This is a genomic window from Frigoribacterium sp. Leaf415 (assembly GCF_001424645.1).
In the GTDB taxonomy this organism is placed as follows: domain Bacteria; phylum Actinomycetota; class Actinomycetes; order Actinomycetales; family Microbacteriaceae; genus Frigoribacterium.
In genome coordinates, this window is the sequence record NZ_LMQR01000001.1 from 829,883 (window position 1) to 842,055 (window position 12,173).

Sequence of the window (12,173 nt, forward strand, 5' to 3'; positions counted from 1 at the left end):
AAAGACACGACACGATGAGCATGACCCCCGAGCAGGCGACCTGGTTCTCCGACATCTTCGGGCGCCTGGTGGCCAACGTCGACCAGGTGCTCCTGGGCAAGACCTTCGTCGTGCGGCTGTCGTTCACGGCTCTGCTGAGCGAGGGGCACCTGCTGCTCGAGGACTTCCCGGGCACCGGCAAGACCTCGCTCGCCCGGGCGATCGCGCAGAGCGTCCAGGGCACGAGCAACCGCGTCCAGTTCACGCCCGACCTCCTGCCCGGCGACATCACCGGCGTCAGCATCTACGACCAGAAGGCCGGCGAGTTCGAGTTCCACCGCGGGCCGATCTTCTCCAACATCGTGCTCGCCGACGAGATCAACCGGGCCAGCCCCAAGACGCAGTCCGCCCTGCTCGAGGTCATGGAAGAGAGCCGCGTGACGGTGGACGGCATCAGCCATCCCGTGGGTTCGCCGTTCATGGTGATCGCCACGCAGAACCCGGTCGAACAGGCCGGCACCTACCGTCTCCCCGAGGCCCAGCTCGACCGGTTCATCATGAAGACCTCGATCGGCTACCCCGACCACGCGGCGACCGTGCGCATCCTCGAGGGCTCGGCCACACGCGTCCACGAGGGCAGCCTCAACCCGATCGTCCAGGCGGGGGTCATCACCGAGATGGCCCAGCTCGCCCGCACGGTGCACGTCGAGCCCACCATCAGCGACTACGTCGCCCGACTCGTCGACGGCACGCGCACCGCCCAAGAGGTCCGTCTCGGCGTGAGCGTGCGCGGCGCGCTGGCCCTCGTCCGCTCGGCCAAGACCTACGCGGCGTCCCTCGGCCGCCACTACGTGATCCCGGACGACGTCAAGTCGCTCGCCGAGCCCGTGCTCGCGCACCGTCTCGTGCTCGACCCCGAAGCGGAGTTCGACGGCGTCACGCCGTCCAGCGTCGTCAGCCAGCTGCTCATCGAGACGGCGCCACCCGCCGAACGGGTAGCCGTGTGAGCGAGCGTCCCCGAGGCACCGACCGGGCCGCGCGGCCCGTGCCGGGGTCGACCGCGGACGGTTCCCGCGCCGGTCGCACACGACCGCGGGGCGGCACCCGTGGCGTCGACCAGCGCTTCGACTCCGCGTTCTCGACGGGAACACAGGGGCTGACGAACGCCCGCACCCGGATCGTCGGCGATCGCACCGGCATCGGAGCGGACCTGCTCGTCCTGCTCGTCAGGACGACCCGCGGGACCCGCCGCGCCGTCCGCGGGGCCTTCACCAGCGCCTCCTCGGTGGTCACGCCGTTCGGGTGGTCGATGCTCGTCGCCGCACCGGTGGCGCTGCTCGTCGGCTACCTGCTCGGCTGGCCCGAGTTCGTGGTGGTCGGTTTCGCCGCGATCGTCCTGCTGCTCGTCGCGGGGCTGGCGCTGATCGGTCGGAACTCCGTCCGCATCACCCTCGAGATCCCGCACGAACGGGTGGCCGTCGGCGCCGCGGCCGCCGGCACCGTGCGGGTGCGCAACGCGAGTGCGCGCCGCATCCTCGGGGTGTCCGTCGAGGTCCCCGTCGGCCCGGGGCTCGCCGAGATCGACCTGCCGAGCCTGCGGTCGGGTGACGAGGTGACCGAGTCGTTCGACCTGCCCACCACGCGCCGGGGCGTCGTCGTCGTGGGACCGGTCAGCACCGTCCGTGGTGATCCGGTCGGCCTCGCCCGACGCGAGATCGAGTGGACCGGCGTCACCGAGGTGTTCGTCCATCCCCGCACCATCGGCATCCCGAGCACGAGCACGGGGCTCATCCGCGACCTCGAGGGAAACCCGACGCGCGACCTCTCACCCAGCGACATCTCGTTCCACGCGCTGCGCGAGTACCAGCCCGGTGACGAACGACGGAACATCCACTGGAAGTCGACCGCCAAGACGGGCACCTACATGGTGCGGCAGTTCGAGGAGAGTCGGCGCAGCCACCTCGTCATCGCCCTGAGCCTGGCGGCCGGCGACTTCGCGAACGAGGACGAGTTCGAGCTCGCCGTCAGCGTCGCGGGCTCGCTCGGCGCCCGGGCGATCCGGGACGCGCGGGAGGTCAGCGTCGTCGTCGGAGCGACCACCCCCGAGTTCGCCAAGCGCAAGAACCTCGAGATCCGCTCGCTGAGCACGCTGACGCGCAACCGGCTGCTCGACGAGCTCGCCGTCGTCACCACGGCCGAGTCCGCCCTGGCCATCACCGACGTCTCACGGGTCGCCGGCGACCAGGTCGTGGGGATCTCGGTGGCGTTCCTCGTCGTCGGGTCCACGACGACCGTCACCGAGATGCGCGCCGCCGCCATGCAGTTCCCCCTCGGGGTCGAAGCGGTCGCGATCGTGTGCGACCCCGAGACGGTGCCCGGCATGAGGCGCATCGCCGATCTCACCGTGCTCACCATCGGCTTCCTCGAGGACCTGCAGAAGTCGCTCGCCCGGACGGCGAGCGCATGACCGCCGTCGACGAGGTCCGGACGCCCGCAGGGCCCGTGACCCCTCCTCCCCGCGCCCGGTCACGCACCCGGCCGACCCGACTGCGGGCGCCGTTCGTGACCTCCGTCGTGGCGTTGTTCGCCGCCTCGCTCGGCACCGCGGCCGCGACCTTCTGGCCGGTGTACGAGAGTGCCGCCTTCGTGGTGCTCGTCGTCGTCGCCTTCGCCGTCGGCGTGGTCATCGCGCTCGGGTCGGCCGTCCTCCGACTGTCGAGCGTGTGGGTGTTCGTCGCCACGGTCGTGGCGTACCTCGTGCTCGGCGTGCCGCTGGCCGTGCCGTCGCAGGCCCTCGTCGGCGTGCTGCCCACGGGCAGGGGCCTCCTGACGTTGGTCTCGGCGACGGCTCTCGGCTGGAAACAGCTCGTCACCATCGCCCTGCCGGTGGGCAGCTACGAGGCCTTGCTGGTGCCGGTCTTCGTACTGGTCCTCGTCGGCACGGTCGTCGGTCTGTCCGTCGCGCTCCGCGGCCGACGCGGAGAACTCGCCGTCGTCGTCCCCGTCGTCGTCTGGATCGCGGCGATCGTGCTCGGTCCGGGCGAGGCCTGGTGGCCCCGAGCCACGGGAGTCGCCGTGCTCGTGACGGTGGTCGCCTGGGTGGTCTGGTGGCGCCTCCGTCGGCGTCGCGTCGCGCTCGACGCGCTCACCGCCCGTGACGCCACGAGGTCGACCGGGCACCGCCCGGTGGCCGTCCGGGCCGTCGTCGGCACGCTCGCCACGCTGGTCGTCGCCGGTACAGCCGGCACGCTCGCCGTCGCGGCGGTCCCGCCGACCACCTCGCGGACGGTGGCCCGCACGGTCGTCGAGCAACCGTTCGACCCCCGCGACCACGTCAGCCCGCTCAGCGGCTTCCGGGCCTACGAACAGGAGCCGACCGTCGACCAGACGCTCCTCACGGTCTCGGGCCTCCGCGACGGACAGCGACTGCGCGTCGCCACGCTCGACACCTACGACGGTGTCGTCTACAGCGTCGGCAGCGGCGAGGTCGACAGCGCCTCCGGGTTCTTCACGCGCGTGCCGTCCGACGTCGACCAATCCGAGGTCGACGGAGATGCGACCACGGTGGACGTCACGGTCGGTGCCTACGACGACCTCTGGCTGCCCACCGTCGGCCGACTCGAGTCCGTCTCGTTCGACGGAGCCACGGCGGACGCCCGGCGGGACGAGTTCTTCTACAACGACGTCACGGGCACGGCGGCCGTCCTCGGCGGACTCCGGCAAGGCGACTCGTACCGGTTGGACGCGGTCGAGCCCCGCCAGCCCGGCGACGACGAGCTCGACGCGCTCACGCCGGGGACGGCCACCGTGCCGACACCGCGGGACGTGCCCGACGAGCTCTCCTCCTCGCTCGAGGAGGACGTCGCCGGGGTCCAGGGGCCGGGGGCGCGCCTGCAGGCGGCGCTGAGCGCGCTGCGCGAGGACGGCTACGTGAGCCACGGGGTCACCGCCGACGAGCCCGTCAGTCGATCGGGGCACGGGGCGGACCGCATCGCCCAGCTCTTCACCGACCCCGTCATGATCGGGGACGCCGAGCAGTACGCGACGGCGGCCGCGCTGATGGCCGATCAGCTGGGGTTCCCCGCGAGGGTGGTCATGGGATTCGCGCCCGAGACCGACGGCGGCAGCGTCGAGGTCACCGGGTCCAGCGTGACCGCCTGGATCGAGGTCGACACCGCCCAGCACGGCTGGGTGGCCCTCGACCCGAACCCGGCCGAACGGCCGATCCCCGAGGACCAGGTGCAGGACCCCACGCAGATCTCCCGTCCCGAGTCCGTCGTCCAGCCGCCGCCCCAGGACCCTCAGGTGCGGGACGACCAGACCCCGCCGCAATCCGAGCAGGACGACCCCGAGACCCCTCCGGTCTGGTTGGCCGTCGTCCTGGCGATCGTCCGGATCGCCGGTTGGAGCGCTCTCGTGGCCGGCCTGCTCGCGGCCCCGTTCGTGACGATCGTCGCCCTCAAGGCACGGAGGAGACGCCGCCGCCGGACGGCGACGAGTCCGTCCGCCCGCATCAGCGGCGGCTGGCACGAGTTCCAGGACGCCGTGGTCGACCACGGCATCCGCACCCCGCCGGCCGCGACGCGGAGCGAGGTCGCCGCCGTGGTCGGTGGTTCGCGTCCCGCGGTGCTGGCCCGGGTGGCGGACCGTGCGGTGTTCTCTCCGAACCCGCCCGCCGACTCCGACGCCGACCGCGTCTGGACGGCCGTCGCCGAGATGAGGCGAGCCCTCGGGGTGGGCCTCACGAGGCGGCAGCGGTTCGCCGCGGCGGTCTCGCTCCGATCTTTGCGTGGTTACCATGGGCGCACCCCTCCCGAGCGACAGAGGAACGACTGATGTACTGCCCCACCTGTGCCAGCCCCCTGCCCGTCGGCGCGATGTTCTGCGGCGAGTGCGGTCGGGCGGTCTCGAGCGCAGACCTCGCGGCCGCCCGCCGTCGGGCCGATGCCGCCGCCGAGCACGTCGACGCCACCAGCGCCCCCGACCTGCCCGAGGCTCCCTCGCGCGCGACGTCGCACCCCCGCCGCGGCGATGCGGAGCCACCGTGGTGGGTGCGCGACCGTCAGACGGACGCCGACGCGGCCGAGGTCGGGTCGCCCGGCCCCGACCACCCCCGGCCCGTGGCGCCCGAGTCGGTTCCCGAGCCCCCGGCGTGGCCGGTCGACGACCGATCGGTCGAGCGTGCGGCCGACGTCGACCCTCGAGCAGCCTCCGAGGAGGCGCGGGCCGAGTCCCCGAGGCCCTCTCGCCCCGACCGTCCCGCGATCCCCGACGGCCAGGTCGGCGCCCTCGGGACGGCGGCCCCCGAGGCGGTCGAACCGCCCGTCCCGCTCCGATCGCCCGCCGAGCACCCCGACAACGGGCCACGCCCCACGTCGGCCCCGCTCTGGACGGCATCGTTGACGCCTCTCCGGTCGGACGACACCCCTCCCGTGGCGACGACCGCCGCGGAGACCCCGTCCTCCGAGGTGCCCGACGTCCGTCCGGACGACGAGGTCGGCTTCGGCGAGGCCGCGCCGTCCTCCACCCCCGACGGCGCACGTCCGGCCGAGGCCGACCACGCCCACGGCGCCGACGGACCGGAGGCGGCTGCGCCGTCCGGCGAGCCCGCCCCCGCATCCGCTCCCACCCCCGAGGTCGCACCCGACGACCGGGCGGCGGCTCCTGTGAGCCCCCCGCCTCTCGTGCGTCCGACGGCCGACGTGCCCCGGGACGGCGACACCGCCCCGGTCGCCGCGCTCGGCCGGGACTTCCGTCCGCCGATCCCCGACGGGTCCCGTCCCGCTCCCGTCGAGTCCGGTCGTCCCGCACCCGTCCCGCTCGTCGAGCCCGCGCCGCTCGTCCCACCGGGTTCCGCCGTCGGCCTCGAACGGTGCACGCACTGTGGCGCAGCCGTCGACGAGGACGACATCTTCTGCGGTGAATGCGGTGCGGTCGTGCAATCCGTCGCCCTGTCGTTCACGGGCCCCGTCGTCCCGCTCCCACCCGAGTGGCGACCGGACGACGAGTCCGTCCTCCGCCGGGGTCCCGCCACCGAGGACGGTGAGGCCGTCCGATCGGGCACCGGCGACGCCGGCACCGGCGACGCCGGCACCGGCCAGGGCGATCCGGGCTCCCATGACGGCGTCCCCGCACAGGGTGAGGCCGACGATCAGCAGCAGGCGGCACCACGCCCGGCCCCCGAGCCGATCGACCACGTCCCGGGCTTCCGGGCCGAGCGACCGGCCGTGACCCCGAGGCCGACCGTCGCCGACGTCCCGCCGGCCCCGACCTCCTCGTCGGCCCCGCCCTGGCGTCCTCGTCGTCCCCCCGTCGACCTGCCGGTGGACGACGACGTCGACGAGACCCGCATCGTCCGCCGTGGTGGCCTGGGGACCGAGTACGTCCTGCAGTTCAGCACGGGTGAGAGCATCACGGTCGACGGCACGGGTCTCGTCGGCCGGGCGCCGACGCCCCAGCCAGGGGAGCGGTTCGACCAGCTCGTCCGCATCGTCGATCCCGGGAAATCAGTGTCGAAGACGCATCTCGAATTCGGTCAAGAGGCCGGAGCCTTGTGGGTCAGCGACCGGTGGTCCGGCAACGGCACGGTCGTCCGCCCTCGTGATCTCCCGCCCCGCCGTGCCGATCCGGGCGTCCGCGTCCGGGTGACGCGCGGCACCCGGGTCGAGATCGGCGAGCAGTTCTTCGTCGTCGTCTGACCGACGACTCCTCCACACGCGGCAGGGTCGGCGGGTCCTCCCCGGCCCCGCCCACCCGGCACCGATCACGGCAGGCAGTCCGCTCCACTGGGGGCATGGACTCCTCCACCCCCGCGTCGTCGTCGACTCCCGCGTCGTCGTCGACTCCCGTGCCGTCGTCGACTCCCGTGACGTCCCCGTCCGTCGCATCCCGCGTGCGGCTGCCGTCGGCACCGGCCCGCCCCCGTCCGACAGCCGCGCCGGTCGCGGCGATCTCGACGGGCGCCCTCGTGTCGGGGTGCGGGGCCCTCGTCCCCTGGACCGGCCCGCCTGCCGTCCTCGCGTCCTCGGTCGCGACGGCTCTCGCGGTCCTCGTCGGCTGGGCCGTCGACCGTGTCGCCGGGGCGACCCTCACGGCCCGTCGCGAACGATCGCGATTCCTGGAGTCCCTCGACGCGGTCGAGGAGGTCGTCACGAGCCTCCGGGCGGCACGGTCGCGTGAACTGGCCGACTGGTACCCGACGGCCGATCGACTCGGTGCGTCCGACGCCGCACGTCGTCCGACCCGGGTGCTGGTGCTCGGGGTGGGTCGCGCCTCCAGCGGGCTCGCGCTCGAGGGGCGTCCCGAGGACGACCTCGAGCCGGGCGACCCGGCCGTCGCCCGACTGGCACGCCTCCGGGCCGAGGCGGCCACCCTCGACGAGGCGCCGCTCTGCGTGCCCCTCTCGTCGACCGTCCGGATTGTCGGACCGCCCGTCGTGGCCGAGGCCGTGGCGTCGGGCCTCCGCCGTCAGCTGCGGGCGGCGGGGGCGTCGGCTGCCCAGGCGGCCGAGGCCGTCGACTGCGTGCTCGTCGGTGTGGTGCCCTCGGTGGGGGCCCTGCCCGTGGCCGAACCGCCCGCGGTCGACACGGTCGTCGTGATCAGCCCGGACGGTGAGGCCACGGTCACCCTCAAGGACGGTAGGCCGTGTCGGCAGAGCCTGCGGGTCGCGTTCGTGTCGGTGCTCGACGACGCCGCGCGATGCGTCTAGCGGTCGAGCCCGCTGCCGAGACGGATGCGGCCCACGAGGCCGTCACCGCCGGTGACCTTCTCGAGCGTGCGCTCGATCACGCGATCGGCGGCGGCTGCGTCGACAGCCCCCTCGTCGACCAGGAGGCGCAGCGCGACCAGGGTGCCGGCCCTCACGTTCCCGTCGAGCACCTTCACGGCCACCGCGACGCCGTCGGTCGTGCCCATCACCATGACGCCCTCGGCGCCCAGCTTGGCCAGCACCCCCAGCTCGTCGATCGTCACCGTGTTGGCGCGGCCGGGGCCGTCGATCGCCCAGGCGTCGCCGAGGACGGCCTCGACGAGGTGCGCCGCGTGGTCGTCGCGTCCCGCGCCGGTCGGGCGGACCGACCCGGTGATGCGGGCGATCGCCCGGGCCAGGCCGACCACGGTGGTCGCGATCACCGGGGCGCCGCAGCCGTCGACACCGGCGTGGTCGACGGTCTCGCCGGTGAACTCGGCGACCGTCTCGCGGACGGCGGCCTGCAGGGGGTGGTCGGTGGCGACGTAGCTCGACGGGTCCCAGCCGTTCTCGGCGCAGGCGAGCAGGAACGAGGCGTGCTTGCCCGAGCAGTTCATGGCGAGGCGGCGCTTCGCGGACGCCTCGCGGGCGCTTGTTCGGTCGCCGGGCCAGTCCGGCGGGCAGAGGAGATCGTCCTCGGTGCTGCCCGAGCGGCCGAGCAGTGCCTCGACCACGTCGAGGTGGGCCCGCGTGCCGGCGTGGCTCGCCGTCGCCAGCACGGCCTGCGGGCCGTCGAGCGAGACTCCGGACCGCAGCACCGTCAGCGCTTGCAGCGGTTTCAAGCACGAGCGTGGGTAGATCGTCGCGTCGGCGTCCCCGACGCGACGCAGTTCGTGCCCGTCGGCATCCACGACGACGCCCGCACCGAGGTGACGGCTCTCGTCCCAGCCCGAGCGTTCGAGCACGGCCAGCTCGACGCTGCCCGAGGCGGTCAGGGGGTGACGGGAGGGCACGGCGGGGCGGGGGTCGGTCATGATGGGGAGTGTACCGAGGCCCGCCACGCGACCACGTCGCACCGACGAGGGGCCCAGAGGGAGGCAGCATGCTCGACCACGACTACGCCGTCGACGTCCACTGGACGGGCGACCGGGGCGAGGGCACCACCTCGTACCGTTCGTACGGCCGGGACAACACGATCGTCGCCACCGGCAAGCAGCACGACATCCTGGCGTCGGCCGATCGCACGTTCCACGGCGACGCCGACCGGTGGAACCCCGAGGAGCTGCTGCTCGCCGCCCTGGCACAGTGCCACCTCCTCAGCTACCTGCACGTCGCCGCCACCGCGGGCGTGGTCGTGGTCGCCTACGAGGACGCCGCCGTGGGGCGCATGACCCAGACGCAGGACGGCGGCGGTCGCTTCACGTCGGTCACCCTGCGGCCCCGGGTGACCGTCGCCGACGACGACATGGTCGAGCGCGCCCTCGAGCTGCACGCCGAGGCGAGCCGCAAGTGCTTCATCGCGGCGTCCGTCGCCTTCCCCGTCGGCCACGAGCCGACCGTGGTGGCGGCGTCCAGAGAAGCCGACCGGGCGTGAGGCAGAATGGCACGGCACCTCCGCCGCGCCGAGTCCCACGGCGCGAGCCCCGTCACTCCGACCGAGAGATCCCCATGCGCCGCTCCCTCGCCCTCCTGGCCGTCCCCGCCCTCCTCTTGTCGTTGGCGGCCTGTGCCGGCGACGCCGGCGGGTCGTCCGACACCGCGACGCCGACCAGCTCGGCGTCGTCGACGTCCGACGTCCCGCTGCGGGCCTCGGGCGAGCCCCAGGCCCCGCAGGCCGGCTTCCCGACCGTCGAGCTCGACGCCGACGGCCGTCCGACGGTGACCGTCCCCGAGGCCGACGCGCCGACCGAGCTCGGTGTCGAGACCCTGATCAAGGGCGACGGCGCCACGGTCCAGGCCGGTGACACCGTCACCGTCCAGTACCAGGGCGTCATCTGGAACACCGGCGAGATCTTCGACGAGAGCTGGTCGCGCGGCGCGCCGGCCACCTTCTCGACCGACCAGGTCATCACCGGCTTCGCGGACGGCATGGTGGGGCAGACCGTCGGGTCGCAGACGGTCGTCGTCATCCCGCCGGCCGACGGCTACGGCGAGGCCGGCGCCCCGCAGGCAGGCATCTCGGGCACCGACACGCTCGTCTTCGTCATCGACATCCTCGCCGTCTCCTAGCCGACCGTCGCCGTCGACCACCGAGACGACTCCTCGATGACCCGCACCGCGCCTCCTCGTCCGTCCACCCGTGTCCGTCGAGGACGGATCGTCGCCCTGGCGGCCGTTCCGCTCGTCGCCCTCGTGCTGAGCGGTTGCACGGGGGGTTCCGACCAGCCGTCTCCCACGGCGAGCGGCGCCGACGGCGACTGCAAGGCGCCGGCGTCGGGGTCGCTGTCCGACGGCGTCGACGTCACGGGCGAGGTCGAGGCCGCGCCCGAGGTCAGCTTCGACACCCCGCTCGAGGTCACGTCGACCCAGCGCACGACCCTGGTCGAGGGCAGCGGCGAGGTCGCCGGCCCGGGCGCGGTGGCCAACGTCCGCATCGCGGTCTACGACGCGACCACCGGGGCCGAGGTCACGTCGGCCGGTTTCGACGAGGGCCAGCAGCCCACGCAACTCACGGTGAGCACCGACTACTACGTGCCGGGCATCGTCGACGCGATCGCCTGTGTGCCCTCGGGCAGCCGCACGGTGACCGTCGCCTCGGCGGCCGACATGACGACCGCGACCGCGGGGGAGCAGGCCGCCACGCCCACGCCCGTGGTCATCGTCGCCGACGTCGTCTCCATCGTGCCCACCAGGGCGACGGGCGAGGCCCAGCCTCCCGAGGACGGCTTCCCAGCGGTCGAGCTCGCGGACGACGGTCAGCCGACCGTGACCATCCCGCCCGGCACCGACCCGCCGTCCGATCTGCAGATCGAGGTCCTGAAGAAGGGCGACGGCCCCGTCGTCCCCGACCCCGCGAACGTCACCGTCCAGTACCAGGGCGTCAACTGGACCACCGGCGAGGTCTTCGACCAGAGCTGGGGCAAGGGCACGCCGACGCCGTTCTCGACCGACCAGGTCGTGCCGGGGTTCGCCAAGGCCATGATCGGTCAGACGGTCGGGTCGCAGGTCGTGGTGATCATCCCACCCGCCGAGGGCTACGGCGAGGCCGGTCAGCCCTCGGCCGGCATCGGAGGCACCGACACGCTCGTCTTCGTGATCGACATCCTCGCCGTCGCCTAGCCGCGGGTCGCCCAGCCACGGGTCGCCTGGCCGCGGGTCGCCTGGCCACGGGTCGCCCAGACACCGGCCACCCGTGGCGGCGAACGGCCCCGCCGGTGCTCGCCCTAGGCTGACCCCATGCGTCGCATCACGATCCTCGGCTCCACCGGTTCGATCGGGGTCCAGGCCCTCGACGTCGTCCGGGCCCACCCCGACCTCTTCGAGGTGGTCGGCCTCTCCGCCGGCTCCGACCGCCAGGGCGTGGCCGCTCAGGCGGCCGAGTTCGGCGTCGAGCACACGGCCCTCGGCACCGACGAATCGGTGCAGCTCGTCCGCGACGTCCGGGCCGACGTCGTCCTGAACGGCATCACGGGCTCGGTCGGTCTCGCACCGACCCTCGCCGCCCTGGACTCGGGTGCGTCGCTCGCCCTGGCGAACAAGGAGAGCCTGATCGTCGGTGGCGACCTCGTGACGCAGCGGGCCGCCCCCGGTCAGATCGTGCCGGTCGACTCCGAGCACTCGGCGATCGCGCAGGCCCTGCGCTCGGGCAGCGACCGCGAGGTGCGCCGGCTCGTCCTGACGGCGTCGGGCGGGCCGTTCCGCGGTCGCACGCGGGACTCGCTGGCCGCCGTCACCCCGCGCGAGGCGCTCGCTCACCCCACCTGGGACATGGGCCTGGTCGTCACGACGAACTCGTCGACCCTGGTCAACAAGGGGCTCGAGGTGATCGAGGCGCACCTCCTGTTCGACGTCGACTACGACCACATCGACGTCACGGTGCACCCGCAGTCGATCGTCCACTCCATGGTCGAGTTCGTCGACGGCTCGACCATCGCCCAGGCCTCGCCGCCCGACATGCGCCTGCCGATCTCGCTCGGGCTCGCCTGGCCGGACCGCGTCGACGGGGTGGGCGTCCCGCTCGACTGGACCCGCGCCTCCACCTGGACCTTCGAGCCCCTCGACGAGCAGGCCTTCCCGGCCGTCCGGCTCGCCAAGCAGGTCGGGCGGGCCGGGGGGACCTACCCGGCCGTCTTCAACGCGGCCAACGAGCAGGCCGTCCTGGCGTTCCACGCGGGACGCGTCGGGTACCTCGACATCCTCGACGTGGTCGAGGCCGTCGTCGACCGCCACACCGCGGGCGAGAGCAGCCTCGAGGGCGTGCTCGACGCCGAACGCTGGGCACGTGCCGAGGCGGACGCGCTGCTGGCCCGCTGAGCCCGCCGCCCCAGTTCGGGGCTCCCAGCGTCGT

At 73.6% G+C, this 12,173-nt stretch carries 10 protein-coding genes; 9 read left to right on the forward strand and 1 reads right to left on the reverse strand.

The window, feature by feature from the left end; genetic code table 11:
- The first annotated feature begins 14 nt into the window (after positions 1-14).
- From ASG28_RS03835 to ASG28_RS03855, 5 genes are all read left to right on the forward strand, one after another.
- A complete protein-coding gene (locus ASG28_RS03835; protein ID WP_055972180.1) occupies positions 15-986 on the forward strand; it encodes an AAA family ATPase in 972 nt (323 codons plus the stop codon).
- Entirely contained in the window at positions 983-2,446 is a 1,464-nt protein-coding gene (locus ASG28_RS03840; protein ID WP_235477527.1) for a DUF58 domain-containing protein, read from the forward strand. The genes ASG28_RS03835 and ASG28_RS03840 overlap by 4 nt, the downstream gene beginning before the upstream one ends.
- Positions 2,443-4,815, forward strand: a complete 2,373-nt coding sequence (locus ASG28_RS03845; RefSeq protein WP_055972182.1) for a transglutaminase-like domain-containing protein — start codon at positions 2,443-2,445, stop codon at positions 4,813-4,815. Before ASG28_RS03840 ends, ASG28_RS03845 begins: the two co-directional genes overlap by 4 nt.
- Positions 4,815-6,677 (forward strand): zinc-ribbon domain-containing protein, encoded by a 1,863-nt coding sequence (locus tag ASG28_RS16985; protein WP_055972184.1) that lies wholly within the window; start codon positions 4,815-4,817, stop codon positions 6,675-6,677. Before ASG28_RS03845 ends, ASG28_RS16985 begins: the two co-directional genes overlap by 1 nt.
- Before the next feature lie 95 nt (positions 6,678-6,772).
- Positions 6,773-7,687 (forward strand): hypothetical protein, encoded by a 915-nt coding sequence (locus ASG28_RS03855; protein WP_055972187.1) that lies wholly within the window; start codon positions 6,773-6,775, stop codon positions 7,685-7,687.
- Here the strand turns inward: ASG28_RS03855 and ASG28_RS03860 are convergent.
- The gene (locus tag ASG28_RS03860; RefSeq protein ID WP_055972190.1) at positions 7,684-8,700 is read right to left on the reverse strand and encodes an asparaginase; all 1,017 of its coding nucleotides are present in this window, start codon (positions 8,698-8,700) and stop codon (positions 7,684-7,686) included. The genes ASG28_RS03855 and ASG28_RS03860 overlap by 4 nt on opposite strands.
- A gap of 68 nt (positions 8,701-8,768) precedes the next feature.
- Here ASG28_RS03860 and ASG28_RS03865 point away from each other — a divergent pair, with 68 nt between their 5' ends.
- From ASG28_RS03865 to dxr, 4 genes are all read left to right on the forward strand, one after another.
- Complete coding sequence (locus tag ASG28_RS03865) at positions 8,769-9,260, forward strand: OsmC family protein (protein ID WP_055972193.1); 492 nt, start codon at positions 8,769-8,771, stop codon at positions 9,258-9,260.
- Between the two features lie 74 nt (positions 9,261-9,334).
- Positions 9,335-9,895, forward strand: coding sequence for an FKBP-type peptidyl-prolyl cis-trans isomerase (locus tag ASG28_RS03870; protein WP_055972195.1), 561 nt, complete (start codon positions 9,335-9,337; stop codon positions 9,893-9,895).
- Between the two features lie 36 nt (positions 9,896-9,931).
- The gene (locus ASG28_RS03875; RefSeq protein WP_055972198.1) at positions 9,932-10,945 is read left to right on the forward strand and encodes an FKBP-type peptidyl-prolyl cis-trans isomerase; all 1,014 of its coding nucleotides are present in this window, start codon (positions 9,932-9,934) and stop codon (positions 10,943-10,945) included.
- Positions 10,946-11,062: 117 nt separating this feature from the next.
- Entirely contained in the window at positions 11,063-12,139 is a 1,077-nt protein-coding gene (gene dxr, locus ASG28_RS03880) for a 1-deoxy-D-xylulose-5-phosphate reductoisomerase (protein ID WP_055972200.1), read from the forward strand.
- Positions 12,140-12,173 lie beyond the last annotated feature (34 nt).

Excerpts from the sequence above, each read along its gene's own strand:
- ASG28_RS03835 (WP_055972180.1), top strand. The coding sequence starts at position 15 with ATGAGCATGACCCCCGAGCAGGCGACCTGGTTCTCCGACATCTTCGGG.
- ASG28_RS03845 (WP_055972182.1), top strand. The coding sequence starts at position 2,443 with ATGACCGCCGTCGACGAGGTCCGGACGCCCGCAGGGCCCGTGACCCCT.
- ASG28_RS16985 (WP_055972184.1), top strand. The coding sequence starts at position 4,815 with ATGTACTGCCCCACCTGTGCCAGCCCCCTGCCCGTCGGCGCGATGTTC.
- ASG28_RS03855 (WP_055972187.1), top strand. The coding sequence starts at position 6,773 with ATGGACTCCTCCACCCCCGCGTCGTCGTCGACTCCCGCGTCGTCGTCG.
- ASG28_RS03860 (WP_055972190.1), bottom strand. The coding sequence starts at position 8,700 with ATGACCGACCCCCGCCCCGCCGTGCCCTCCCGTCACCCCCTGACCGCC.
- ASG28_RS03865 (WP_055972193.1), top strand. The coding sequence starts at position 8,769 with ATGCTCGACCACGACTACGCCGTCGACGTCCACTGGACGGGCGACCGG.
- ASG28_RS03870 (WP_055972195.1), top strand. The coding sequence starts at position 9,335 with ATGCGCCGCTCCCTCGCCCTCCTGGCCGTCCCCGCCCTCCTCTTGTCG.
- ASG28_RS03875 (WP_055972198.1), top strand. The coding sequence starts at position 9,932 with ATGACCCGCACCGCGCCTCCTCGTCCGTCCACCCGTGTCCGTCGAGGA.
- dxr (WP_055972200.1), top strand. The coding sequence starts at position 11,063 with ATGCGTCGCATCACGATCCTCGGCTCCACCGGTTCGATCGGGGTCCAG.